The 24,413-nt window shown below is 54.6% G+C and carries 21 protein-coding genes and 1 pseudogene; 9 read left to right on the plus strand and 13 right to left on the minus strand.

The window, feature by feature from the left end:
- The first annotated feature begins 111 nt into the window (after nucleotides 1–111).
- Nucleotides 112–324: a hypothetical protein gene (locus ACR0C6_RS19205; RefSeq protein ID WP_171172364.1), complete on the plus strand. Its 213-nt coding sequence runs from the start codon at nucleotides 112–114 to the stop codon at nucleotides 322–324.
- Nucleotides 325–328: 4 nt separating this feature from the next.
- Here ACR0C6_RS19205 and ACR0C6_RS19210 read toward each other — a convergent pair whose 3' ends face one another.
- Nucleotides 329–1,336, minus strand: coding sequence for a replication initiator protein A (locus ACR0C6_RS19210; RefSeq protein ID WP_171331801.1), 1,008 nt, complete (start codon nucleotides 1,334–1,336; stop codon nucleotides 329–331).
- Nucleotides 1,337–1,722: 386 nt separating this feature from the next.
- Between ACR0C6_RS19210 and ACR0C6_RS19215 the strand changes: the two genes are divergently transcribed.
- Nucleotides 1,723–3,150 carry an AAA family ATPase gene (locus tag ACR0C6_RS19215; RefSeq protein ID WP_171331800.1) on the plus strand — a complete coding sequence of 476 codons (1,428 nt, stop codon included), beginning with the start codon at nucleotides 1,723–1,725 and terminating at the stop codon, nucleotides 3,148–3,150.
- A 77-nt stretch (nucleotides 3,151–3,227) separates the two neighbouring features.
- Nucleotides 3,228–4,244, plus strand: a complete 1,017-nt coding sequence (locus tag ACR0C6_RS19220; protein WP_480447520.1) for a ParB/RepB/Spo0J family partition protein — start codon at nucleotides 3,228–3,230, stop codon at nucleotides 4,242–4,244.
- A gap of 28 nt (nucleotides 4,245–4,272) precedes the next feature.
- Here ACR0C6_RS19220 and ACR0C6_RS19225 read toward each other — a convergent pair whose 3' ends face one another.
- From ACR0C6_RS19225 to ACR0C6_RS19235, 3 genes are all read right to left on the minus strand, one after another.
- The gene (locus tag ACR0C6_RS19225; RefSeq protein ID WP_171331798.1) at nucleotides 4,273–5,328 is read right to left on the minus strand and encodes a tyrosine-type recombinase/integrase; all 1,056 of its coding nucleotides are present in this window, start codon (nucleotides 5,326–5,328) and stop codon (nucleotides 4,273–4,275) included.
- 214 nt (nucleotides 5,329–5,542) lie between these two features.
- Nucleotides 5,543–5,935, minus strand: coding sequence for a GtrA family protein (locus ACR0C6_RS19230; protein WP_171331797.1), 393 nt, complete (start codon nucleotides 5,933–5,935; stop codon nucleotides 5,543–5,545).
- Entirely contained in the window at nucleotides 5,932–6,885 is a 954-nt protein-coding gene (locus tag ACR0C6_RS19235; RefSeq protein ID WP_171331796.1) for a glycosyltransferase family 2 protein, read from the minus strand. The genes ACR0C6_RS19230 and ACR0C6_RS19235 overlap by 4 nt, the downstream gene beginning before the upstream one ends.
- Before the next feature lie 272 nt (nucleotides 6,886–7,157).
- Between ACR0C6_RS19235 and ACR0C6_RS19240 the strand changes: the two genes are divergently transcribed.
- Together ACR0C6_RS19240 and ACR0C6_RS19245 are read left to right on the plus strand one after the other, a co-directional pair.
- Nucleotides 7,158–9,044, plus strand: a complete 1,887-nt coding sequence (locus tag ACR0C6_RS19240; protein WP_480447522.1) for a hypothetical protein — start codon at nucleotides 7,158–7,160, stop codon at nucleotides 9,042–9,044.
- Nucleotides 9,045–9,059: 15 nt separating this feature from the next.
- Nucleotides 9,060–10,391: an arylsulfotransferase family protein gene (locus tag ACR0C6_RS19245; RefSeq protein ID WP_480620709.1), complete on the plus strand. Its 1,332-nt coding sequence runs from the start codon at nucleotides 9,060–9,062 to the stop codon at nucleotides 10,389–10,391.
- Here ACR0C6_RS19245 and ACR0C6_RS19250 read toward each other — a convergent pair.
- The 3 genes from ACR0C6_RS19250 to ACR0C6_RS19260 are packed head-to-tail and all read right to left on the minus strand — an operon-like array spanning nucleotide 10,358 to nucleotide 12,065.
- Nucleotides 10,358–11,398 carry a sulfotransferase family protein gene (locus tag ACR0C6_RS19250; protein WP_253283618.1) on the minus strand — a complete coding sequence of 347 codons (1,041 nt, stop codon included), beginning with the start codon at nucleotides 11,396–11,398 and terminating at the stop codon, nucleotides 10,358–10,360. The two genes, ACR0C6_RS19245 and ACR0C6_RS19250, sit on opposite strands and share 34 nt — an antisense overlap.
- Nucleotides 11,399–11,457: 59 nt before the next feature.
- On the minus strand, nucleotides 11,458–11,844 hold the full coding sequence (locus ACR0C6_RS19255; RefSeq protein WP_171331792.1) for a hypothetical protein: 387 nt from the start codon (nucleotides 11,842–11,844) through the stop codon (nucleotides 11,458–11,460).
- Nucleotides 11,841–12,065, minus strand: a complete 225-nt coding sequence (locus ACR0C6_RS19260) for a hypothetical protein (RefSeq protein WP_171331791.1) — start codon at nucleotides 12,063–12,065, stop codon at nucleotides 11,841–11,843. The genes ACR0C6_RS19255 and ACR0C6_RS19260 overlap by 4 nt, the downstream gene beginning before the upstream one ends.
- A gap of 556 nt (nucleotides 12,066–12,621) precedes the next feature.
- Between ACR0C6_RS19260 and ACR0C6_RS19265 the strand changes: the two genes are divergently transcribed.
- Nucleotides 12,622–13,026, plus strand: a complete 405-nt coding sequence (locus tag ACR0C6_RS19265; protein WP_171331790.1) for a GtrA family protein — start codon at nucleotides 12,622–12,624, stop codon at nucleotides 13,024–13,026.
- Here ACR0C6_RS19265 and asnB read toward each other — a convergent pair.
- Entirely contained in the window at nucleotides 13,023–14,927 is a 1,905-nt protein-coding gene (gene asnB / locus ACR0C6_RS19270; protein ID WP_171331789.1) for an asparagine synthase (glutamine-hydrolyzing), read from the minus strand. The genes ACR0C6_RS19265 and asnB overlap by 4 nt on opposite strands.
- A 1-nt stretch (nucleotide 14,928) precedes the next feature.
- Nucleotides 14,929–16,617 (minus strand): glycosyltransferase family 39 protein, encoded by a 1,689-nt coding sequence (locus tag ACR0C6_RS19275; protein WP_480459135.1) that lies wholly within the window; start codon nucleotides 16,615–16,617, stop codon nucleotides 14,929–14,931.
- Nucleotides 16,618–17,103: 486 nt separating this feature from the next.
- Between ACR0C6_RS19275 and ACR0C6_RS19280 the strand changes: the two genes are divergently transcribed.
- Nucleotides 17,104–18,783, plus strand: coding sequence for a glycosyltransferase family 39 protein (locus tag ACR0C6_RS19280; protein ID WP_480620712.1), 1,680 nt, complete (start codon nucleotides 17,104–17,106; stop codon nucleotides 18,781–18,783).
- A 98-nt stretch (nucleotides 18,784–18,881) separates the two neighbouring features.
- Here the strand turns inward: ACR0C6_RS19280 and ACR0C6_RS19285 are convergent, their stop codons facing one another.
- Both ACR0C6_RS19285 and ACR0C6_RS19290 read right to left on the minus strand, forming a co-directional pair.
- The gene (locus tag ACR0C6_RS19285; RefSeq protein WP_480447526.1) at nucleotides 18,882–19,835 is read right to left on the minus strand and encodes a glycosyltransferase family 2 protein; all 954 of its coding nucleotides are present in this window, start codon (nucleotides 19,833–19,835) and stop codon (nucleotides 18,882–18,884) included.
- A gap of 144 nt (nucleotides 19,836–19,979) precedes the next feature.
- Entirely contained in the window at nucleotides 19,980–20,618 is a 639-nt protein-coding gene (locus ACR0C6_RS19290) for a hypothetical protein (protein ID WP_171331785.1), read from the minus strand.
- Between the two features lie 15 nt (nucleotides 20,619–20,633).
- Here ACR0C6_RS19290 and ACR0C6_RS19295 point away from each other — a divergent pair, with 15 nt between their 5' ends.
- Nucleotides 20,634–21,161, plus strand: coding sequence for a GNAT family N-acetyltransferase (locus ACR0C6_RS19295; RefSeq protein ID WP_480447527.1), 528 nt, complete (start codon nucleotides 20,634–20,636; stop codon nucleotides 21,159–21,161).
- Nucleotides 21,162–21,176: 15 nt separating this feature from the next.
- Nucleotides 21,177–22,232, plus strand: coding sequence for an acyltransferase family protein (locus ACR0C6_RS19300; RefSeq protein ID WP_480620715.1), 1,056 nt, complete (start codon nucleotides 21,177–21,179; stop codon nucleotides 22,230–22,232).
- A 134-nt stretch (nucleotides 22,233–22,366) separates the two neighbouring features.
- On the opposite strand, the gene ACR0C6_RS19305 is transcribed toward ACR0C6_RS19300, so the two are convergent.
- Entirely contained in the window at nucleotides 22,367–23,257 is an 891-nt protein-coding gene (locus ACR0C6_RS19305; protein ID WP_253283610.1) for a class I SAM-dependent methyltransferase, read from the minus strand.
- A 376-nt stretch (nucleotides 23,258–23,633) separates the two neighbouring features.
- Nucleotides 23,634–24,413, minus strand: a pseudogene (locus tag ACR0C6_RS19310) (hypothetical protein); the annotation flags it as partial.

The raw sequence follows: 24,413 nt of genomic DNA on the forward strand, positions 1-24,413 counted from the left end.
GGTGGTTCAAAGTTTTGCCATGATTTCATCGCGGAATCATTTTGGGCATCTGCTCAATGGCATGACGGCGCCCACTTGGGGTTGGCAAGACCAAGACCATAGCCGGAGGACTTGGAGAAGATGATTGGAATTATCGGGATAGCCATTCTAGTTGGCCTGTGCGCCGGCGGGTTTGCTTTGATTTCCGGTGCGTCCATCCTGATGGCTCTGGGCAGCTACATCCTCTTCGGCTGGCTGTTCATCATTGCAGCCCTCATTGTTATCGGCGCCGTCAAAATCGTGAAGACACGCGTGCAGAAACAAAACCCCGCCTATTCCAGCTAAGCGCCTAGTCCCGTCCGGCGACCCTTTTGGCCACATAGCCCAGAAACGCCCGCTGCGGGTTTCTGATCTGTGGGCGGCCTGACGCGGCCCAATAAGCCAGCCAATCCGCTTCCAGCGCATAGACATCGTGGCCCGGCGCCATCGCCCTGGCCTCCTCCAGCGCCTGCGGCGGCAGGATCGGCTTGTCCGGCCCCTCGACCACCTGACCCCGGCGCGAGAACCGGATCAGGTCGCCCGGCTCTTCGGTCATCTCATAATCGGGTAGGTGATCGGCTGCGATCATGTCACGGATCATCTTGCGGAACACCCGCCGAGGTGAGGCCGAGCCGGACTTTTTCAACAGCACCTCGACCGAGATCCGCCACTCGGGCTGACGCCCGCAATGTTTGCGCGCCAGCTCATAGATCCGCCGCTCGAGCGGTTTACGCAGGCGGAAGTAATCGCGGCTGAGGGTCAGCACCGATTTCGCCAGCACCGCACGGAACAGCCAGTCCGACAGCTTCACGCTGACGCTGGCCATCCGCCCCGCCCTTGTGTGACGCACGATTTCCCAGCTTTCGATCAGGCCGAACCCGGTGGTGGTTTCCTTTTCACCCGTCACAATGTTGGTGGTGATCCTTGTGCCGGCCAGCCGCTCGAACGCTTCGCGCAGACGCTTGTAACCGTCACCGCTGGTTTCGCGGTTGGTGGCCACCAGCAGATCATGCGCCTTCAGATGCAACACCCGGCTGACCGTGCGGCCCGCATTGATCGCCGCCATCAGCTGGCTGATGCAAAAGATCAGGATGTCCTTGTCGTGGATCGTCGCCAGACCGCGCACCGAAGGCGTCACCGTGATCTCGACCCCGTTATGTTCGTAATTGAGGATGCGCCGGTCCGGCCGGGTCGAGAGCGAAAACATAGGATGCTCCATCGAACCCATATCTGTCTTGGGCAGCGCATCGAAGATATCGCATACAAAAAAATCGCCCGTTGGGTGCCGGTCAGGCAACAACGCCCCTGACCCGCTCATACTGCCCTGCCCATATGTCCTGCCCGAATCTTTGTTCGTGGTTTTATTGACGCTCACCGTAGAGTTATCCACAGGATGCGTAAAGCCGCCGGAACGTGGGTTCAGAGTCACTGCAACGTGGGATCAGAGTCACTCTATCGTGGGATCAGATTCAGTGTGACCTACAAAAGATACAAAAAGCGCTTTTTTTTCTTATACTTAATAGAGTTCAAATTCAGCCGTAACTAATAAGATAACAGGATTCTAACTGAACATTTTTTTGCTATACGCCCAAAAGCAGCGTCTCGAAGGCTTTCTACCCTTTAATTTTGCTTAGAAAATCCGGTTTTGTGCTCATAATGCTTTCACATGCCTTCTTTTGTGGTATATTGACGAAAACATAGCACATGGACAGCATTTCAATGCGAGCAGCAACGTCCGAGGGGCTTCCCCCGTATTTCAATATCGACCCGGATCTGGCCTATGCTGAACTGGGCGACCCAACCGGAACACATGAGTTCTCGCAAATCGCGGATGCCTGTGCGCGGGGGCGTAGCGACCTGGCGAACCGGGGGCTGGAAGAAAACGGTCAGAAAAAGCTGCGCCTGTTTTCGACCTGGGAAATCACCAAATATCTGATCCCTGTGGCGCCCGCTCATTTTCGCCGGGTCCTGAAAGGCAATCCGGATTTGCCCCAGGGACAGTCCGAAACCGAAGGCGGTGCCAAGTGGTTCACGCTGGATGAGGTTCTACGGTTGCGGGCACATTTCGCCTCGGAAGGATCCAAGGCGAAAGAATACCGCCCCTACCGCCCCGAGGGTCTGCCCGCCAAGATCGTGTCCGTGGCCAATTTCAAGGGCGGTGTTGGCAAAACCTCGACCTGCGCGCATCTGGCCATGTCGGCAGCTCTGGACGGTTACAAGGTGCTGGTCATCGACCTGGACAGCCAGGGTTCGATGACGTCGATCTTTGGCGGCAAAGTCAGCGATGAATGGCAGACGGTGTTCCCCTTGCTTGCCCGCCACTACGCCACCCATCTGCGCCGGGACAATCAGGGACGTCTTGACCGGGGTGAGGCCCCGCATCCGATCGACGACACCCTGTCCGAGGCGCTGAAGACCCGCAGCAGCGATCTGATCCAAACCACCCACTGGCCGAATATCGATCTGATCGGAGCGCAGCTGAACCTCTATTGGGCGGAATTCCAGATCCCCGTCTGGCGAATGCAGGGCCGCAGCTGGAAGCTGTGGGATGCGCTGACGGATACGCTGGACGAAGATGGGGTGCTGGACGATTACGATATCATTTTCATCGATACCCCCCCTGCCCTTGGCTATCTGACGATCAACGGGCTGGCCGCCTCGGATATCCTTCTGGTGCCCATGGGGGCCTCGTTCCTGGAGTTCGACTCCACGGGGCGCTTCTTTGACATGCTGCATTCCACCTTCCAATCCATCGAGGATGGCGAGAACATGGCCGCCCGCGCCCTGGGGCGGCCCGAGATGGCGTTTCAGTGGGATGCGGTGCGCACGATCATCACCCGCTATGACGGCAGCCAGCAGGCGGAACTGGCCGGGCTGATGCAGGCCTATCTGGGCCGGACCCTGTCGCCACACTGGCAGGGTTACACAGCGCTGATCGGTCAGGCGGGGGAACAGGTCAACGGTATCTACGAGGCCGATTACCGCGATTTCAACCGCGAGACCTATGTGCGCGGGCGGGAAACCTTTGATGCCACCTATGCCTCGTTCAAGAAGCTGCTGATCGGCGTCTGGCGGGGCGAAGAACGGGCCCGGCAGGCCGAAGAGGCGGGAACACCGGAATTGTCGCTCTGAGCGCGATGTTTCGCGCGCGAAACACGCCTGCCACATCCCGAAACCGAGTCTGATCCGCGCAGGAAAAGGAGAAACCAATGGCAAAACGCAAACGACTGACCCCTGCCCGGCCGGATTATCTGGAAGACAACCGCCCTGCCCCTGGGCTGAACCCGATGTTCCCCACAGACGCCCCCCGGACCACGCCGCCGGTTGCGCAGGTGGCCGGGGCCACGGCGGCTCAGGCGGCGCTAGAAGAGCTGTCCGGAGAATTGCGTGCCGCGCGGGCCGAAGGGCGTTTGGTGCAGGATGTGCCATTGGACGCCATCGAGGAAACTTATCTGGTCCGTGACCGCATGGCGGCAGATGACGCGGATATGGAGGCGTTGAAGGAAAGCCTGAAGACCCGCGGGCAGCAAACCCCGATCGAGGTCGTGGAACTGGAGGGCGGACGTTACGGGTTGATCTCGGGCTGGCGGCGTCTGACAGCGCTGCGGGCTTTGGCGCAGGAGACGGGCGAGGCCCGCTTTGAGACCGTGCGTGCCTTTCTCAGGCAGCCGCAGAGCGCATCTGATGCCTATGTGGCCATGGTCGAGGAAAATGAAATCCGCGTCGGGCTGAGCTATTACGAGCGCGCCCGGATCGTGGCGCGCGCGGCAGAGCAGGGCGTTTACCCGGATGAAACTGTGGCCCTGCGTGGGCTGTTTGCCTCGGCCAGCCGGGCGAAGCGATCCAAGATTGGCTCGTTCATCGCGATCTATCACGCCCTGGATGACCATCTGCGCTTTGCGTCAGCTATTCCTGAACGGTTGGGGCTGTCGATTGCAAAGGTCCTGAAAGAGGAGGCAAAAGCAGCTTCCTTGATCACCACCGCTCTGCGGAAGGCCGCGCCTCAGAACGGGGAAGCCGAGATTTCAGCTCTGACCCGTGCAGTGAACGGCCTGGGGTCGAATGGGGAAAACCCACCTGCTGCCAAGACCCCCCTGAAAGAGACATTCGGCGGCATTCAGTTGAAACAGAGTCGAAACGGTGCACAGGTCACCCTGTCCGGCGAGGGAATGTCCGAGACATTTCTTGCAGAGCTGAAAGCCTGGCTGCACGCGCGCGGCACATGATGTTTCGCGCGCGAAACAGATCCTCCCATCACCCCAACAGATCCGCCGCCGGGTTTTCGGCAATATCCACGTCGTCATAGTATTTCTGTGCCTGCGCCACAGAGCGGTGCAGCGACAGCCGCATGGCGGCCTGGATCGGCGCACCGTCCAGCGCGGCCTGGGTCAGAAAGCCAGACCGCAATCCATGCGGCGAGGCGAAATCCTCAGGCAATCCGGCCAGCCTGAGTCGATGCTTTATGATCTGATAGATCGCATCCGGGGTCAGACGGCGTTTCAGCACCCGGTCCGCCTTGGAGATGGGGCGGAACAGCGGGCCACCTGTAATGTCTCCGGCTTCGATCCAATGCACCAGCGCCTGCGCGGCACGGCCCTTTAGGATCAGACGCGGCGTCTCTCCCTTGGCTGTGGTCTTGGTTTCCAGCAGAGAAAGCCAGGCCACGCCGGTCTTGTCGAACTCCTTCAGCGACACATCCTCGCGCATCAACCCGGTGATCTCGGACCGGCGCCGCCCGCCGCTGGCCCAGCCCAGCATCAGGATCGCTCGGTCACGGCAATCGCGCCGCGACCCACGGCAGGTGGTAAGCAACTGTTCCAGCACTCCGCGGGTGATCGGATGCTGCGACTTTGGGGCAGGGGGGCGTGCTGCCGCCCGGCGCGCCTTGGCCCGGGCCTGTTTGACCTGAGGGGCGTCGAACGGGCTGGTGAGGTTCTTCATACGGTGAAAGGCCAGCCACGAGGCGATGCGCCGGTCCAACGTCGATGGGGCGGGGCAGGCGAGGGATTTGCGCAGGCCCTGTTTGATCAGCATCTCGGCGCTCTGACGCGCGATGTCGGCCTCTGGTGCGTCGCTGAGGTCGCGGGCGTGATCGAGAATGAAGGCGAGGGCGGTGGCCTCAGATTCCGGCCAGTCCAGCGCCGCCCCGAAGCGCGCCATTTTCCACGCCGCCACATAGATCAGATCGCGTTCATAGGCGCGCAGCGTATTGGCGGGGGTGCCGCGGATATAGAGATCACTCAGCGCGTCCTGATCTGCCTGCGACAGGGCAGGGGCGGCGGCGGGGAGATATAGGGCAGGGGGCTTCATACGCGCCATTCTGAGCCAGTTTCTGGGTAAAATCAATCAAACGTGATAAGGAATACTTATCGAATATGAATGGTCAACAAATCAGAAAATACTGTAGGCCTCGTTTTCGGAACTTTTTGCGTTTTACTTGACATAAGCCTCAATATAAAAAAGCCAAATAATTCTGAATATAAGGTCTTAGGCGCTGTAGTAAGCGGGGTATCCAAAACCATCTTCATGAAGATGGCTTGGCGAAAGCCCATCGACGGGATGTCAGATACGTGATTGCCGGAACCGTTAAGATAATCACGCAAAGAGCCAGAAAATAGTTCACCCCACCCAGGTTGACCATGAGGTAGACGATCACCTGGTTGAGAAACAGACCAAGGCCGGCAATCGCCAGAAACCGTGGCATGGCCCGCCTGTGGCCGGCCTCGGATTGAAAGCTGAAGCGGTGATGGCCGAAATAAGACACCATAAACCCTGTTACAAAGCCAAATGCGTTGGCTGAGAATGGATGCAGGCTGCAGATTTCAATCAATGCAATCGCAACAAGAGCGTGAGTGACTGTCGCGAGGATACCAACAACCCCGAAGGACAGGATACTTCTTAGATCAAAGGGTTTCACGAGTGCTCGTCCGGACCTGAAACGACGCGCTCCACCACAAAGCGGGGGCGTTGTTTGCTTTGCAGGTAGAGCCTGCCAATATACTCACCAAGAATACCGATTGTTAGAAGCTGAACCGAGCTTACCAATAGCACTATCACCATCACCGAGGACCAGCCTGAGACGACATCCCCGGTAAACCATTGGAATAAGACCCATACGATCAAAGCCAGCCCTAGTACTGTGGTCAAAAGTGCCAGCCACGTCGCCAAGCGCAGTGGAACAATGGAAAATCCGGTGATGGCATCAACCGCCAAGCGCAGCATTTTTCTAAACGGGTACTTGGTTTCCCCGGCAAAGCGTTCAGCCCGGTCATACAGCAATGGGACTTGCCGAAACCCTAGCCAACTGACCATTCCGCGGATAAAGCGGTCTTCTTCCGGCATGGCGTTCAGGTAGTCGACCACTGTTCGGGACATTAAGCGGAAATCTCCGGTATCGACAGGAATATCAACATCGGTCAATCGGTCCAACAGGCGATAGAACGCAGCTGCGGTTGTTCGTTTGGCCACCGTTTCTCCCGCTCGTTGTCGACGTTGCCCGTAAACGACATCAGCTCCGTCCTGCATCAGATCCAGCATATCGGGTAGGAGTTCAGGCGGGTCTTGCAGATCCGCATCCAGCACCAGAATATTTGTCCCGCGCACATACGTCAGCCCGGCTGAAAGTGCCTTCTGGTGGCCGTGGTTTCGAGACAGGATAATTGCACGGATATTGAACTTGGTTTCCGCAAGCTCCATGATCATGCCCCGTGTGCGATCGGTGGACCCGTCATCGACCAGGATGAGTTCCCAGGATGATCCAACGCATGTTTCGGCCACGGAGCTGACCCGGCGAATGAGTTCCGGCAAAACCGCTTCTTCGTTGAAGCAGGGCACTACGATTGACAAGCTGACGCTGGCCTGTTCCATTCGTTTTTCCGCATCCGTTTTTTGTACTTTGATCATCGTTACAACAACTCTTTCCGGTCTGCGCGCGGATTAAAGCTTTTGACCTCATTTATTGTGTAAAATAACAATTTCGGAGCAATAATGCGCATTTCGGAAACAGTTCTTTCCCTTATTGCTCGTCCTCAGAGCGTCGGATGACAAAAGGTGGGAGATTTACTAATAACAGAGGCGGATTTCGAAGAAAGGTCTTGTCGGGTGGTATTGGTTTGTGTGGTTCATAATTGGACTTCCCCATGACCGATGCAAGGATACCAGCACGGCTTCTGTTTGTATCAGCTGTCATTGCTGCCGTTTTGTTTCTGCCTACTGCCGGGATCGGTATCGCACGATCTGGATACAATCCGGATGAATGGCGGTTTGCGGCTGGCCTTGAACGAGGGTTTGCTGAAGTTCACGGTCGCTGGGCGGCGCATTGGGCTCACGAGGTTCTTTTTGAACAGGGTGCGTCGATTGCAATCCTAGTCTCCATCATTTTTGCGGCTTTATTTGGGGTTGCTGCTCTGATTGCACGTGAGGCTATTGCGACGACGGGGCCAGCCATGGTCGTAGCTTCCATCCTAACAGTTTTTCTGGCCGGGTCTTCGCATGTTTATCTGACCGAGCTTTTGCACTATCAGACGCTGGCACCGTGGTTTTGTCTTGGTCTACTCGCATCCGTTGGGGCCATGGTATTGGTTAAGCCCCAGGGGCGGTGGTCGCGTTCCGGACTGCTTCTACGAATGGCCGTAGCCGCCGAACTGCTGGCTATATCCATTGGCTTTTATCAAAGCTATGTTTTGCTGGGGTTTATTATACCGGCTCTGGTTCTGATCCGGGTCGATCGATTTGACCACCGGCAATGCCTGTTCTTTCTGTTGAGGGTCCTGATCGCCTCTGGTGCAGCTCTGATCCTGTATCAGTTACAACGTGACGCTACGATTTACGCTCTGGATCTCAAGGTAGATTTCCGTTTCTCGAGTGGTATAGATACCGCTGTCCTTGCCGATAAGCTGTCTGCTCTCTACTGGATTGAGAAGTTGATCCATAGCGGTGGGCTCCTGGGGATGCCGTCTTTTTATCGGCGTCTGTTTTTGTTGAGCCTGGCCGCCGCCTGCATCTTGGTTTTGGCCGCGGCGACGATAGCAGTCTTTGCTGCCGGCAGGCTTTCTGCTAGTGGGTTGATAGGAGGATTGCGCGTGTTAGTCGGAGGACTAGGCGCGCTTTTCATTTTGCCAGTTCTGATCTGGTTTCTCTATCCGGAACCCTATTTGATCGGGCGTAGCATCGGGTTTGTCGGGTTTATCTTTGTGGGCATTGTTTTGGCTTCGGGCACGGTTATCGCGCAGGCGGCCGATGGGGTGTCTATATCACGCTTGGTATTGGCTGGAGTGATGAGTTTGTGCTTGGTTTATGGCGTCGGTCAGGTAGTCGCCTCATCACATATCTGGCCCCTGTTTAACCAAATGGCGGAGCGGGACATAGAATTGGCGGACGCTATTGTAGAACGAGCCCGGTTGCTGGATGGGTTCAATGTCAGATCTACACCGATCCGCTCAGTCGGTGAGCCCTGGTCTCCGTCTTTGAAATTCGGCGATTTTCAAACCCAAAGCACGTTTCATCGCGGTGTGGATATGAACTCCATTTTTCAGGTTCGCTATGGTGCGACAGACTACGCTGGGTCGGTATTGACCCCGCCGCAGGCATGCACGGGGTTTCCGGTAGATGGATCGGTTTTTATGGTCGACGATACACTGTTTGTCTGTTTCGAAAACCTGAACCCCTTGCGAGTTCAACTCACCTGTTTTCCACTGGGCGGTAATGCACGCGGTGCGATTTGTTATTCTGATGGGATGGCGGTTTTGATCGGTCAGACCTGCGCCGATATTGATCCCGGTACTGGTCAGATTGTTGCGACACAGCTGGATGAAGCCGGGCGATGGATCAGGTCGAATCAGTTTTACTGGCAAGCTAAAGATACCGAAATGAACGGCCTTTGTTATCGGTTTGTCGAGACGGCTAACCTCCCGTTCTCGACTTTGCGGATAGAGCATAAGTTGGCAGCGTCCGAAACGGCGTGGATGATCGAATATGACGTGAAGGATGCACGCCCTCTGGAGGAAATATTCGATACATTTAATTAACGGGAGTATGTCGCAATGGGGAGCAGGAATGTACTTGGGCTTGTTATTTTTCTGGCAAGCGGCGCGCTACTTGCTTTTCTTGCGGGCATTTCGGCTGCGGTGCTGAACCTGCCACCGACGGCCTTAATCCGCGAGGCAAAGGATACCGCAGAGGAACTGATCAGGGGGCCGTGGTACCGTGATCCCCGGTGGATGCCGCGCCGGTATGAAGGCGTTGGTTTGGTAAAGCATGACACTGAACGCAGTTGGCCCGGGCTTACGGTTATGCAGGGCATGTTCGACGAGGGCATACAGGCACGGGTCTACGATACAGATGGTACGCTTCTGCGTGAGTGGCCGCTTGATTTCCACGCCATCTGGCCTGATCCGACCCATATCGTGCCTGCCAGCGCAATTCCCCAAGGATCAGGGGGATATCACACGCAAGGAATTGCTCTGCAGGAAGACGGGTCTGTCCTGATCAATTTCGCAGAACGTGGCACGGTACGTCTTGACCCTTGTGGTGATGTCGTCTGGACCGTTGATCAGATGACCCACCACTCGATCACGGAAAACCCGGACGGGAGCTACTGGATTCCAAATAAGCGTGATCCTTCAACGGTGGCTCCGGAATACATGCTTCCGGGCGCCTCAGTCGAGGCTATCCTGAATTCCGACAATTATTATGCCGATTCAGCCCTGCGGATTGACCCGGAGGGGCGTGTTGTCGAAGATATCCCGATCCTTGAGCCGACAATCGACTGGTTGGCCGAGCACCAAGAGTTTGAAATCATCCACGGGCTCAATCCGGAAGATCTAGATCCCGTACATCTCAATGATATCGAAGTTGTCACTCCTGAATTGAGTGCGCGCATTCCTGGTGCGGAAGCCGGTGACTTACTGCTGTCCATGCGCAATCTCAACGCGCTGGCTGTGCTTAACAAAGCCAGTGGCAAGATCGTCTGGATGCAGCACGGGCCATGGGTACAGCAGCATGATCCGGACATAGCGCCGGACGGGACCATCACGGTTTTTGATAATGGCGGTGGTGCTATGGTGCCCGGGCGCGATTTCGCCGGGGCACGTATTCTTCGCTTTGATCCTGCCACCAGTCTGACCGAGACGATTTATCCGTCAACAGAGGATCATTTGTTTTTCAGCTTTATAATGGGCACGCACCAGACTTTGCCTAATGGGAATATCCTTGTGACCGAAAGCATGTCTGGCCGTGTTTTCGAAATCACCCCAGACGGAGAGCTTGTCTGGTCTATGGTGTTTGTGGCCGGAACCAGCTCGGCTGCGCTCGTAGAAGAGGCGCGGCGCTATCCCTTGGATTATGTTGATCGGTCCGTCTGGGTCTGTTCCTGATCAGCATGCGCGTGCGGGTAGCCGGAGCGCGTGGAAAGTGTGGCATAGATCGCCTCCGCCTCTGCGACCAGCGCCGGTGAAAACTGCCCGGGATCGGTTTTGCGTGTCAGTGGGCGGATCAGATCGGTCGCTCCGGATAATTCATCCGGATCCAGATCCAGCGTCAGACACAATTGTTGCAGGACCGGTCCGGGATCAGAACAAAGCGCCTCATAGGGCAATATCTGTACGTGTTCGTACCGTTCTTCGACATGTTGGAAAGCAGCGATCCAATAGGCCAACCAATAATCATGCGCGTCTGGTGTTGCGCGTTCTGACAGCCCGGGAAATCCGAATGGGCGGTGCAGTTCTCCAAACTCGAAATGGCCGATATCTGCCATATACCGTGTGACGAACGAATCTGCGGCCTGTTGCATCGCAAAATTTCTATGTTGACGCAAAAGCGAGGCCGCGTGTTCCAGCGGATGACGCAAGACAACCAGAATATGAGCATCGGGCAACATTTCTTTCAAAAGGTCGATACGTGCGATGTTAGCGTTATTCTTTGAGACATAGCGCGCCACAGCGCTGTTCTCGGGCCGCCTGAGGGACACGATCTTTTGCATGTGTTTGCGAAAAAATGCCGTCGCTTCTGTATGGAGATGACGTGGTTTCCAAAGCGGAATCTGCTTCGCGCGTCGATAATGATCGGGCCAATGCGCCTTCCAGAATACCTCTTCAAAGCTTTCGGGGCTGTCGAACCCAATTTGTACCCCATCGCCATGAGCGCGTTCGCGGGCTTCGCCCTCCCGACGGAAGCGCCCAAAGAACCGGTCCCAAAAAACCGGTGCCAGAACAAACGGCATGTCGCGATATGTATGAGAGGCTAAATCTGGATGTTGGGACAAAAGCTCCAATACCAGTGTTGTTCCGGCACGGGCCAACGATGTAATAAACACGGGGTTACGATCATTGGCGCCCGTAAATTGCCGGGCCAATGTGATATTTTCTATATCAGCTGCGACCATTTGGACGGACGGGCCCGAAAAAGCCAGCCGGTGAAATATCCGCTCAGACCGGTTGTATCTTACTTCAAAGTCCACACCCGCCCCTTCAAATACCAAAGTGCGATCAGAGAGACAGACAGGATGATGATCACATCCCAGCGCAGAAGCCAGGCAGTGACGGCCTCAGTCTCGGCAAGCCCTAGAGCGTTCGCTGTCAGGATTGGGGCCGCGCTGATGGCAAGGATTGTCAGAAAGCGCCAGAGTATTTGTCCGAAACAACCGAATAGGCGCAGCGATGCACGTTGTACGGCAGTTTCGCGTGCTTCTTCGTTCAGGCTAGGGTCGCGCATAGCCGCAACAGCAGCAGAAGCAATATTGATCGCTGATATTGCTGTCGGTATGAGGCGCAACGCGACCAGAGCCAGCACAAACGCGACTACTGCGGTCAATCCGACGGCTACGATCACGTATTTGATTTCGGGTCGTCTCCGGATACCCCGTCCACAGGTTTCCGCCGCCGCATCATGCGTTTGACCGGGTACCACACGAACCCGATAATCGCGAGCAGTACGGCTCCGACCAGTGCGACAAGCGTGCCGATTGCGCCCAGCCCAGCCCCGGGTCCGATATACGCCAGTGCGGTCGTTGGAATGATAAGTAACCCGGATAAAAGAATTAATATACGCATTGTGGTTATCACCTCAATCTTCAACTCACATAAGTACGGTACAGCGGGGCAGCACTCATGCAATCGTCAAGAAGGTTAGCACTTTAGCTCTCAGGTACAAAGGCTCCAAACTTCCTGCGTGCCCTAGTTGCCTGTATCCCTGCGATGATGTGTATGGAGCGCCCGATTTGCAAACAGGACAATACGGGTTAGTGTCGGATTATTACCCCATTATATTGTGTAAGGAGCGTCAAAGGTAGCTTGGCTGATATCGAATGTTTTCAAAACATGGGCGCTTGGGTTTATTAACATTCCGGGTTTGATCGGGTGAGTGTTTCTTGTTTAAGCGCAAAGGTTCCGACAAGACTCTGTTTAAAGCCGAGTATTTAGTTAAGATTTTATTTTGTAACACAACCACCTTATCCTGTCATACGTCCTAAGAGCTAAACGAGGGAGATTTGAGCAATACATCGTTCTCAGATTTCCATCGGATTAACTTTGTTCTTGATAGTTATTTAAACGGAAACCATTTTTCCCCGTTATCTCCAGCCAATGACCATTTTGAAGCTTTAAAGCCATGATTTCAGAGCTCAAAGATAAGCGCCTGCTCCTCAGGTTTCTCAGTATCAGCGTTCTGGGTACGATTGCGGATTACCTGTTGGCGCTTTTGCTCGTTCTGACTTTTGCAGCCCCTTATGTTTTTGCTTCGATATGCGGCTTTGTGCTGGGCTCATTTGTCAATTACTGCGGGCATAATATCTTCAGCTATGAGCACACCGACAAAGGTACAATCTCGCTCCTGGGGTATGGGAAATACCTTCTGGCGGTCCTGTCATCTTTGGTGGCCCGCCTCGCAGTAGTGGCAGGGCTGGGATATGCGACCACCCTGCCTTTCTGGTTTATCCTGTTGGTTGCGATCGGGGCATCTTTTGTTACCAGCTATGTGATTTCGACACTCTGGGTATTCCGCAAACCGGATTAGGCATCGATGTAAAGCTCGTACCACATCATGTAGTTCAAAAGACCCCAGAGCGGGCGGCCATTGTCCCGTTTCCCGCTCAGATGGTCGTTGATCAGTGTCTGCACCGCCTGACCCCGAAACAGGCCTGTACGCTGAATATTCTCGGGCCCGAGATAGCGCATCATCAGATCCTTCAGCTCGATCTTGAGCCAGCGGGAATAGGGCATTTCAAGCCCGACCTTCTTTTTGTTGAGAATGCTGTCGGGCAGATCGTTTTCCATTGCCCGCCGCATGAGATGTTTCTTGCGCCGGTTCTTCATTTTCAGATGTGAGGGGACTGTGGCCATGAATCCGGTCAGCTCCGGGTCGGTAAAGGGCACCCGGGCCTCAAGAGAATGCGCCATGGTCATCCGGTCATTCTTGATCATCAGATCGTCGGGCAGGAAGATGGTTGAATCGATATACATCAGACGTGACAGGGTCTCTTCCGCGCCGCAATGTTCGTAGGCCGCCTGAAAATGCCGCACTGAAGGCTGCAAAGTCTCGGTTTCGGCCACACCATCTGCGTAAAGGTCCAGTTTTTCAGCTTCGCCCAGGACAATCCGCCACCAAAGATGGGCTTCTTCAGGCGGCAGGTCCAGCCCGCCCAGAAACCGCTTGGCCTTGAATTCGAAGCTGAGCTTCTTGTCTGACACGGGCAAACAGTTCACCAGCGGTTTCATCACGCCATTCCGAATGAACCCGGGTATCTTTCGGGCCTGTTTATACATGTTGTAGGCTGCGTGTGTATCATAGCCGGCGAACGCCTCGTCGCCGCCTTCGCCCGACAGAACGACAACCACTTCGTCCTGGGCCAGTTCGCTGATGAAATACGTCGGTATTGCAGACCCGTCGCCATATGGCTCATCGGTGAAGCTCAGGTATTTTGGTAGCATGTCCCGCACCATATCGGCGGTGACGGTTACTTCACGATGTTTGGTGTTGAACTTTTCGGCCACAATTCGGGCATAGGGCAGCTCATTGAAGCTTTGATCTTCGAAGCCGACGGAATAGGTGTGGATCGGCTCATCCACATGTTTGTGCATGAGTGCGACCAGGGTACTGGAATCCAGTCCTCCCGACAGGAACACGCCAATCGGAACATCCGCGACCAGACGGCGCTGCAAAGCCTTGTCCATGAGTTCATAAGACTTTTGAATCGCCTGTGCTTCGGTCATACCGGGATCGACATGGAAGTTCAGATCCCAGTACCGCCGTATCGAGATTGTGCCGTCACGGGTGACCGTCATGTGATGCCCCGGCGGTATTTCGGAAATACCGTCAAAGGCTGTCTGGGTTCCCGGGATGTAGTTGAAGGTCAGAAAGTCATGCAGGGCCTGCATCGACGGTTTCCGCACAACCCGGTCATCGGCGATGATCGCCTTGATCTCAGAGCCAAAGCGAAAATGGTCATTATCTTTCTGGTAGAAGAAGGGTTTGATCCCATAGCGGTCACGCGCCAAGTGCAATGACTTACTGCGCGTGTCCCAGATCGCAAATGCAAACATCCCGTTGAGTTCCGGGATCATGTCGAGGCCAATTTCCTCGTAAAGATGGATCAGAACCTCGGTATCCGTGCGGGACTTGAAGACATGGCCGCGCTCTTCAAGGCGGTATTTCTCTTTCAGTTCCTGAAAGTTGTAGATTTCGCCATTGAAGACAATCACTACAGTGCCGTCCTCGTTTGTCATTGGCTGATGACCTGCATAAGACAGGTCAATCACCGAAAGACGCCGAAAACCCAGCGCAACGTCCTCGTCCAGCCAGACGCCATCATCATTTGGTCCGCGATGGGCCAATGTTGCTGCCATTGCCGTGATCAGCTCTTTTTCGGGGCGATCAGCCGCCGGGTCGACCTGCAGGATTCCGCATATTCCGCACATATCAATCGTTATCCTTTACAGTACTTGTACTCTTTCCTGTGGCTTGGGCCTTGGTCGGATCTGCGAGGTTGACCACCACGTCTCCCCCGCCCAGAGAACCCCGGAACCGCGCAACGGTAGCGTATTCCTTTTTGATCCTCTCCAGTATTCCCGGATATGTGGTCCGGGCGTGCACCGGCATCGTATAGACCAACCAGGTTCTGCCTGACTGTGAGGCTAGGCGATCCAGATCATCGGTCGTTTCGATGACATCCCACCCCTTGTCATAGTATGCATTGAACGGAAATCCTGCGATCCCGACAGCAAGAACCGTGTCCCCGGGTTGCAGGTCGCTTTCAATCAGATTGATGGCACCATTGAAATCCTGTTTTGGCAGATACACGTGCCGGAGGGATAAAAGAGATACCGCCACAATGCCTGCGCATATCAGTCCGGGCAGCCATTTCGTGGCTGCGGCGGGCAACCGTGCCAGGTGCGCAGTCAACTGGCCGGCAACAAAGGCACCGCGGATCACGATAAGTATCGCAAATCCGAAGGTGAAAAAGAAAAACCTTGGGAACAGGGTATACCCGATACTGGTCATTGCTATGAAACCGACTCCAACCGGGATCAGAAACAACGCCACAACAGCCGGTCGCGTTCGGGCAAAGCTGATGACACCAATCGCAAAGACAAGACCGGCGGCTATCACAACACCCGCACTGGCCAACCCGATTTGCAGACTGCTGAACAGTTCTGCCAATGCCCAAAAAGGGTTGGTCCACTCGTTGTCTTCGCCCTTCAGTCCGGAATTCAATAGCGCCCCGCCGACCATACTGGGCAAGACCAGAGCATAGACCTGAAACGTAAACAGACCCACCGGGATGAAGCCACAAAACAACCCGTTCCAGCGATAGCGCTTGCATTGCTTGTTTTGCTGGACCCAGGCCGCGCTCCAGATTGCAAAATGCGCAAGCACCATCAGCCCCATGGTAGGGTGCGCATACGCCCCTAGGACGACGGCAAGGCAATACAGCCCCCATTTGCGGGGGCTCCCCTGGCGCATGGCGTCCAGAAACCAGGTGCTGGAAAGCAGGGCAAAGAACAGTAATGCGGTGTAACCACGTGCATTCTGGCTGAACCAGATGTGGTGATAGGAAAACGCCATTAGTGCCGCCGCAAACAGAGCCTCACGAGTCGGGCCGACGCGGCGGGCAAAAAAGTAAATAGCGGCAATGCCGGCAATGCCAAAACCGACCGCAGGCAATCTCAAGGCCCAGACACTGTCACCGAAGACCGACAAAGACAGGCGCGCCAGCACCGAAAACAGGACATGGTTGTTGGCATCGTGATAGGTGCTGACGATCTGCCCGATTGTGAGGGGCATGTAATTTACGGATGTCAGAATTTCATCATACCAGATGCCGGTATCAAGTCGGTAAAACCGCAAAGCCGCGGCGCAAATCAGCAGAAGGCCAAAGATCAGTGTCTGGACCGGGCTAGCGGGAGAAACCTCGGGGCGCTGTGGAGATAGCGGACGGCCAATAGGCAGAAGCCGCAGTAAAAGAAGATATGCCCCTATGATGATGAGACCGGCCTTGAACAGCCAAACCCCTTGGGTAAAGGCTGGATCGGCCGCCGGATCGGTGCCGCGCAACACCCAGGTGAACAGACCGACTGGTAAAAGCAGCCCTAAAATAGCACCCGTCACTCCCGCCAAAGCGCCAAAAGAAAGCCTGCCCATCCAACTATGTACTCAATACCATTAACGTTTATGTCCTAAGTGCTCTGCGGAATTTTGCAAACCCGGCTCTACCTGTGCCGAGAATACGACAGAGATTTCATTTCTTATCACTCATATCAATTTTTGGATCATCAGGAACTTATTCTGCTGATGATCGCAGTTTAACGAAACAATTTCTAGCTATGTGTAATTATGTTTCAATCCGGTGCATATACATCTCGGTCGAGAGAGCTGTGAAACAGACTTAGCCCGAATTGACTGTTTTGGTCGCATCATGGTGAACTAAAGGCTGGTTTATTCCGTGACGAGACCTGGACGGTTTCTACCGGGACGATTGTGTTCCTCCCGCGGTCATAACGCGCAGTAAGAGACAAAAATTTCATGACGACATCCGAAAAAGGTTCTGTTTTTCCCAACAGACGCGAGTATCGCACAGGCGCCGTCCTGTTTGCCTTGACGATCGCGGTTTTGCTGACGCTGATACTGCGGCTCTGGGGAATTGATCTGCGCAGTATGTCCCATCCGGAAATCTATGTCCCTGGCATCAACCTGGTTTCCGGTATATCCGAACCGCCGCCGCGCCATAACCTGGCTGAAACCATCTGGTGGCATTTCCACGATGAACCGCATCCCATGGGCTGGTATGTGTCCATGCTGGGCTGGACCAAAGCTTTTGGAACATCCCATTTTGCCCTGCGGTTCCCCAGCGTTTTGTTTGCCGTCGGCTCGATTCCACTGATTTTCCTGATCGCCCGCAGCATATTCGGATCGACCGTGGGGTGTCTGGCCGCGTTGTTGCTGTCTCTTCACGGTTTTCATGTGTTCTGGAGTCAGATGGCGCGCATGTACGTCGCGGGGGCTTTTCTATCGTTGCTGGCGACCTGGCTCCTTCTTTGTCTCGTCAGAACACGTGAGCCGCGCCCGGGTTTTGAGATTGCTTATGTCGCCTCGGTTATCGCAGGGGTTCTGACGGTTGAGCTGTTCTGGCCCCTGATCATGATACACGTCTTCTGGGCTGCCCTGGTGCTGCCCCGACCAAAAGTGGATGGCCTACGGTTCCGTCAACGTATCGGTCTGCGGCAAGCCCCACGGTTGCTGCAGGTGCAAGCGCTTGCCTTTATACTGTCTGCTCCGGCCCTAACACATGCGGTTTATCGAGCGCGCAAAGGAGCAGCTCCTGATCCTTCTTTTGATTTCCTGGTCGAGTATTTCTCTTTTGGGTTCCTGTTTGCGATAGACGATTTTGCTGTCCCGCTGCTGCAAATCGGGCGGATCTGGACCTGGCTGGTTCTGGGCTTCGCCCTGTTGCTCCTAGCGGCCAGCCTGAAAGCTCCAAAACGCGAAGTGCCAGTGATGCGCGCGCAGCAGAAAATCCCGGTATGGGTTTTGGTGTCGTCGGCGGTCTGCCTGGCCTGTTTCATGTTTTGGCTGGGTTCGATCGCCCATCGCAGAAACGAAGCGCTGATGGCGATGTCTGTTTTACCCTTTCTGGCGCTACTTATTCCCGTTCTGGGCAGCATATGGGGGAGCTTTGTGCCCAGGTTACCTTCGAACACGTTGCACTACCCTCAGGAGCGGACACTGCTTTTGTGGCTGATCGCGGTTGTTTCTCCGCTGATCCTGTTCGCAGCGTCTCACAAGGTTTCTATCCTTGCTCCCAGGGCTTTTTTGCTTTTTGTGCCTTATCTGCTGATCCTGTGTGCGGCGGGTGCAGTCTGGCTGTTCCAGCGCCACCGCTTCAGGATAGCTTTGATCAGCCTGTGCGTGGTGGTGTTCGCAGCCAGTATACCTTACGCCGCTGGCAAGCCGGGCTCTCCTAATGACTATCAGGGTATTGCAACCGCCGTGCGGCCAGAAATGAAAGATGGAGACCTCGTTTTCCTGCGGGACCGTAATTGGGTTGATACGCCGCTATTCTACTACATCAATGACGCACAATTCATCGTCGCGGATTATGGCGCGGCTTTGCGACGTAATCCCGATGCTCGGGTCTGGTTACTCACGTGGCCCGATGTGGGACAATCCGCTATCAACGATGTACGGCGTGAAGCTCTTCAGAATTATGAACTCACTCTGAAACTTGAACGTTTGCGGGCCAGCGCCGAGCTTTTCGAGCCCGACACCGGGCATTAATTACCCGAGTGGTCCTTCTGGTGGCGCTGTTACGAAGGATGGCCGTGTCTGGCAGACAAATGCTGGTCTGCGGGCTAGGTGGCTTGTCCGCAGGCGGGTCAAAGGGCCTGATCATTCAGCCCCAGGCTGCTTTCGACAATGTAAAGCGGGCGTTTCTGAGCCTCTGCATAAAGCCGCCCCAGATATTCCCCGATGACGCCCAGCACGACAAGTTGCAGGCCACCGATCAACAGCACTGCAACCATCAATGAGGCATAGCCGGGTACATCCACCCCGTAGACAAGGGTGCGTGAGATCAGGAAAACACCATAGATGATCGCGGCCAACGCAGTCAGCATGCCGACATAGCCCGCAATCCTGAGAGGTACGGTGCTGAACCCGGTAATACCGTCCAGCGCAAAGTTCCAAAGGCGCCAGTAGTTGAATTTGGTCTGCCCCGCCGCACGCTCGGGGCGGTCATACGCCACCTCGGTGTGCCGAAACCCGACCCAGGCAAAAAGGCCCTTCATAAAGCGGTTGTGCTCGCGCAGCTGCCCTACAGCCTGAACCACGCGCCGGTCCATAAGGCGGAAATCGCCGGTATTGGCGGGTATCGGTACCCCCGAAAGCCGGTTGATGACCTGATAGAACTTCCGCGCTGTCCAGCGTTTCATCGCGGTATCGCTGTCGCGGTGGCGCCGGACGGCATAGACGACATCGAACCCTTCGCGCCATTTTTCCAGAAATGTCTCGATCAGTTCAGGCGGATCCTGCAAATCCGCGTCTATGGGAACAACGGCTTCACCCGCAGCTGCATCCAGCCCCGCCGTCAATGCGATTTCCTTGCCGAAATTACGTGAAAAGTTAAGCACCTTGATACGATCATCGCGCTCATACGCGGCGGCCAGAATCCTGGCGGTCGCGTCTGTGCTGCCGTCGTTCACGCAGATGATCTCGTAGCTTTCCCCAAGCTGATCGAGGAATTGCCCCAAACGTTCGAACAGGGCCGGCAGAACCTCTTCTTCATTGAACATGGGCACGATGATGCTGAGCGTCGGAGCGCTTTGGTCCAAGGCTTTTTCCCGGGACGGAGTTGTGGGGGTACTAATGTTTAACGGCGTCATAACGCGTATCTTTTCCCGTTCGTCTGGACACAGGTGATCATGGATTTGACTTCGGTTCAAAAGGTTCTGTATGGGCGCGCAAAATTTCGATTTTTAGTACCTTTTCACCGCCAATAAGTAATTCATGGTGCGCATCGGGAATAGCGGCTTTTTTAGCGTGATCAATGTGAGTAACCAAGCGCGCGCTTTTGGGGCTCGAAAAAAGAAAACCGAATGCTCATCAAGATGAAGATAGTGAGTACTATACATCTCAAACTGATTGAGGAAGGTTTGTGCAGAAGTGAAAGGGCGATGCATGACATTCGAAATTCGAAAAAGAGTGAAAGCATCTTGCGTGAAGGCAAAGCACAGGTGCTTTGATACTTTCAGGCCGGGTCCAGAAATTGACCCAGAAACGTCTGGTTTCGGAAGAGCCAGCCTCTTTGCCGCATCTGCCAAATTAACCCCCATAACGCCGGAAAACGAATTCTTATCAACCTGTTCACAGGTGTTGGAGCGTATTTTCTTAGCTACCGCACCTTCCGAAAGATCGCAGGGGATGCGGCCTGTGTTTCTTGAAGTCGAACGAAATACCGGTTCTGTTGCCGTCCGGATGGCAAAACCAGGCAGGGGCGTTTGATGGCATCTTTCCACCGACTCAATCTTGTCTTGCGGTCCTTTCGCCGGGGGGGAGGTGTTGGCGGATTGAAGACAATATGGATGCTTTTCAGGGATCGTGTCGTCGGACAGCATAGGTTGCTCTTTGCCATGAGTGGCGGCAAGGCCCGGCAGATCGACAGCATGTCAAACACGTTGACCGTGCAGTGTTTTCGCAGTTGGTCCGATCTTGATGATCAAAGCAAAGACTTTCTGAAGCGCAATCAGGACAAGATCCACTGGGATGTTCAAGGCGATCTGAACGCGGGCATGTCCGTCTGGATCGGGTTTTCCGGCGGGGTTCCGGCAACCATTGCGCAAACCCGCTCCGGGCAAAACGTGAACGTATATTTCTTCCCGATGACCGAGCACTGTGCTCTGATCTCTCACTGCTTTACCGTTCCTGATATGCGGGGCCGGGGGTATTATGTGGAAATTCTGAAACATGTGTGCCGCACGCTGGCAGAAGAGGGGACCACGCGTATTTATATTGATTGCAGTGACAGTAATTTGTCGTCAGAACGCGGCATTCTTTCAGCGGGGTTCTTGCCCATCGGACAGGGGGTCCACCGCCGAAATGGGACCGTTCATTGGCGACAGGATGCGCCGCCATCGATTTGTCGGCTGGAGGAAAGATAACTCTTGAATCAGTGAATGCTGAGGGGCGAGGCAGTCACAGCATTTCAATCCGTGACGTGCCAGTTCGGTCAGAATTTTATCCGGGAAATAAACTCGAAACAGATGATCAATAATATTCAAGCCTTACGAGCCTTTGCTGCCATAAATGTGGTTTTCCTCCATGTCATCAAGACGGCATCAACATATGGACAAAGCACCGATTATTTATCCTTCCTGGCCGGGTGGGGTGCAAATGGGGTCGATATTTTTTTCGTGATATCCGGCTTTGTCATGCTGCACACACAAATGCAGAAAAAGCGGCACACAGGCGCTTTCTTGAAGTCGAGAATTATAAGGATCGTGCCAATTTACTGGCTGATCACACTTTTTGTTGTGGCGGTTTATTACGCTGTTCCCGGGATCTTCAGGTCCATGGAGCTTTCAGGAACCATCATATTGTCATCGCTTCTGTTTTCTTCGCTTCTGGTGCTTGGTGAGCCGCCGATTGTTTATGTTGGGTGGACCCTGGAATGGGAGATGCTCTTTTACTTTGTTTTTGGACTGTCTCTCTTCCTGAGGTCGTGGGGCCATGTTTTCCTGGTTGTCAGCCTGGTTCTGGCCGGGGTGTCCCTGGCGTCCGGTGATTTTATATCGCTTGAGTTCCTGTTTGGGATGGCTGTTGCGTATTTTTACAACAAGGGGTTTGAAATCAGGGAAAAGACAGGGGTCTTGATATTTGTTTTCGGGATGCTTCTTTTATGTGCCTCCCTGTCGAGTGAACTTGAGGTCGACCCAACAAACCGTGTCATTATCTGGGGTGTACCGTCGTTTTTTATCGTTTTTGGGCTGCTGTTTGCGACGCAGATTTCAAATCGGTTTTTGGTTTATCTCGGAGATGCATCCTACAGCATCTACCTTGTCCAGATACTCACCATTCCCGCCTTTTATAAAGTGTCTTCGATTGTCCTCAGGCCCGTAAATGGTGACGTTCTGTCCATCTTGTGCCTGATAAGCAGCGTAGCCGCAGGGTGTCTGGTTTTTTCCATGATCGAAAAACCCATGACCAAAAAGATGAAGCGAGCATTCTCCTGACCATTGCGGTGTATAACTCTGCCGGGGACAAGCTCGGTATGCCCGAACAGTCTTGTAGCGCATCGACCTGACGATCCCAGGGATGTTGACGATCTGAAACCGGCAATGCGTTCAGCCGAAAAGGCGGTGGAAATTCAGAAAAACTCTTTCAGTTTCCGCGCATGCTTCAGGTTTGATGGCAGCGATATCACATGTCGGGCCAGCTTGGCCAAGGATCGCGTACCTGGGATGACCTTGAGGGCCGACAGGCTTTTAGACGCTTTCAGGAAATTTTCATAGGTCTGGTTGTCCGCGTGGCGGAAGTCTTTTGCGTTCAGGTCCTCCCCGCCATTGTCGGTTGGTACGGACACGATAGAGGTCGCCTTGCGGTTCACATCGAATATAACAAAAGATTCATAGAAACGGATGCCCCAAACCCGCTTTTCCGCAGCATCCGATAGGAGTTTGGAAAAGCGCCGGTTTACGCGATCTACCATGCTCATGGCGTATTTTACGAAGGAACGGTGCTTGGGACCGAAGCCTTCCATATAGGATGTATGTGTGTCTTCCACGACCAGCATGCCTCCATCGCGGATATGCGGCAGCAGGCACTCTGTTGTGATAATCTGTTGTTCATAGGTGTGGCCGCCATCGTCCAGGACAATGTCGATTTCACCGATCTCGTTTGCAAGTTTTTCGAGAAAGGCAGGATCGCTCTGGCTGCCTATGAAAATTTCAAAGCCTTCCTGCTCCCAACGCTTTGCGCCGGGGTTCAGTTCAACACCGATGATGCGGGCCTGTGGTCCAAAAAATTCGCGCCACATGAACAGAGAGCCGCCGCTCAGAACCCCGATTTCGACGAAGGTAATCGGCTTGCCGACATAAGGAGAGAAAAGCTTGTCATACACATCGAAGTAAGTCGAATGCTTGCTGCTTTTGTACGGGCTGTTCAGGTAAGCTTGGTAGCTTGCTGCGGTCACCGGCATTTTCTCAGGTTTCATTTCGTGGTCCCGTAATTGAATAAGTTCACTCGTAAGCAAGGTCATGGCCCGTATGTCTGCCATATATGATGCCGATGCAGGATCATGTGTCGAGACAAATACTCTTCACCCCGGAAGGCCAAACTGCCGCAACCCCGTTAAGGAACCGATCCGTTTGGACAGCCCGGTCTTGAAAAGGGGGTGCGATATGGGGCGCAAAGTTCCTGAATGTGGCCAAAACCCTTTTTTGCATGTTTCGTAATCAATTTGGCGTTGCTGGCAATCAGCTTTAAGTCAACAGGGATGCCGCATAAAGGGCGTATCCGCGCTGTTTCACATGTTCCACAGCGCGCCAGCCCGGAGAAGACACGGGCGAGGCTCAAATCTGAGCCCCGCCCGTGGTTTGATCGACAATTGTTCTAGCCAGAGGGGGTTGTTGCCGTCAGGCAAACAAATCCGGGTATGGATTCGATGATGTGTCCAGGAAATCGGCATCATCTCCGATGCCAAAGGTTTCCACGCTGTCACCAACGTACCAGTCGCGTTCCCGGCCGCCTGCAAAGTCGAAATCCGTTTCGGTTTCGTCCAGGACAACAGCACCGTCTACCAGAACCTGAAGGCGATCGGTGTTCTGATCGACCATCATGGTCACCTGGTGCGTCTCTCCGTCATTCAGATCAAGATTCTTGATCTTATAACCGTCACGGAAACCGCCATCATTGTTGTCGACTTTCGCGACCAGATGCCCCTTTTTGGTCAGTTTCAGGCCGAAGTTCGAGTGGTTCCAGATAAGCCGCTCGGCACCGGTATCCTCTCCACCTCGGGTCATCTCGACCGAGAAAGCAATTTCTTCGGCGTCAGAGTAACCCAGCACTTTGCCAATGTTTCCGCGGCTGTCCTGATTGCTTATGTCGATCATCAGTTCGCCTTCAGGTTCGGCAATGTTGACGGGTTCTTCGACCTCGGTTTCTGCCTCAGTCTGAGGCTGCTCTGTGGCCGGAGGTGTTGCCTCCACCTCGGTCTGAGGCTGTTCTGTAGCGGGAGGTGTCGCCTCTGCCTCGGTCTGAGGCTGCTCAGTAGCGGGAGGTGTCGCCTCTGCCTCGGTCTGAGGCTGTTCTGTAGCGGGAGGTGTCGCCTCTGCCTCGGTCTGAGGCTGCTCAGTAGCGGGAGGTGTCGCCTCTGCCTCGGTCTGAGGCTGCTCAGTAGCGGGAGGTGTCGCCTC

It is taken from the genome of Ruegeria sp. AL12 (genome assembly GCF_056540885.1).

Excerpts from the sequence above, each read along its gene's own strand:
- ACR0C6_RS19300 (WP_480620715.1), top strand. The coding sequence starts at position 21,177 with ATGCTGAGGGGCGAGGCAGTCACAGCATTTCAATCCGTGACGTGCCAG.
- ACR0C6_RS19220 (WP_480447520.1), top strand. The coding sequence starts at position 3,228 with ATGGCAAAACGCAAACGACTGACCCCTGCCCGGCCGGATTATCTGGAA.
- ACR0C6_RS19235 (WP_171331796.1), bottom strand. The coding sequence starts at position 6,885 with ATGGAACAGGCCAGCGTCAGCTTGTCAATCGTAGTGCCCTGCTTCAAC.
- ACR0C6_RS19295 (WP_480447527.1), top strand. The coding sequence starts at position 20,634 with ATGAGTGGCGGCAAGGCCCGGCAGATCGACAGCATGTCAAACACGTTG.
- ACR0C6_RS19210 (WP_171331801.1), bottom strand. The coding sequence starts at position 1,336 with ATGAGCGGGTCAGGGGCGTTGTTGCCTGACCGGCACCCAACGGGCGAT.
- asnB (WP_171331789.1), bottom strand. The coding sequence starts at position 14,927 with ATGTGCGGAATATGCGGAATCCTGCAGGTCGACCCGGCGGCTGATCGC.
- ACR0C6_RS19225 (WP_171331798.1), bottom strand. The coding sequence starts at position 5,328 with ATGAAGCCCCCTGCCCTATATCTCCCCGCCGCCGCCCCTGCCCTGTCG.
- ACR0C6_RS19290 (WP_171331785.1), bottom strand. The coding sequence starts at position 20,618 with ATGCTGTCCGACGACACGATCCCTGAAAAGCATCCATATTGTCTTCAA.
- ACR0C6_RS19245 (WP_480620709.1), top strand. The coding sequence starts at position 9,060 with ATGGGGAGCAGGAATGTACTTGGGCTTGTTATTTTTCTGGCAAGCGGC.
- ACR0C6_RS19215 (WP_171331800.1), top strand. The coding sequence starts at position 1,723 with ATGGACAGCATTTCAATGCGAGCAGCAACGTCCGAGGGGCTTCCCCCG.
- ACR0C6_RS19305 (WP_253283610.1), bottom strand. The coding sequence starts at position 23,257 with ATGACCTTGCTTACGAGTGAACTTATTCAATTACGGGACCACGAAATG.
- ACR0C6_RS19250 (WP_253283618.1), bottom strand. The coding sequence starts at position 11,398 with ATGGTCGCAGCTGATATAGAAAATATCACATTGGCCCGGCAATTTACG.
- ACR0C6_RS19265 (WP_171331790.1), top strand. The coding sequence starts at position 12,622 with ATGATTTCAGAGCTCAAAGATAAGCGCCTGCTCCTCAGGTTTCTCAGT.
- ACR0C6_RS19260 (WP_171331791.1), bottom strand. The coding sequence starts at position 12,065 with ATGCGTATATTAATTCTTTTATCCGGGTTACTTATCATTCCAACGACC.
- ACR0C6_RS19240 (WP_480447522.1), top strand. The coding sequence starts at position 7,158 with ATGACCGATGCAAGGATACCAGCACGGCTTCTGTTTGTATCAGCTGTC.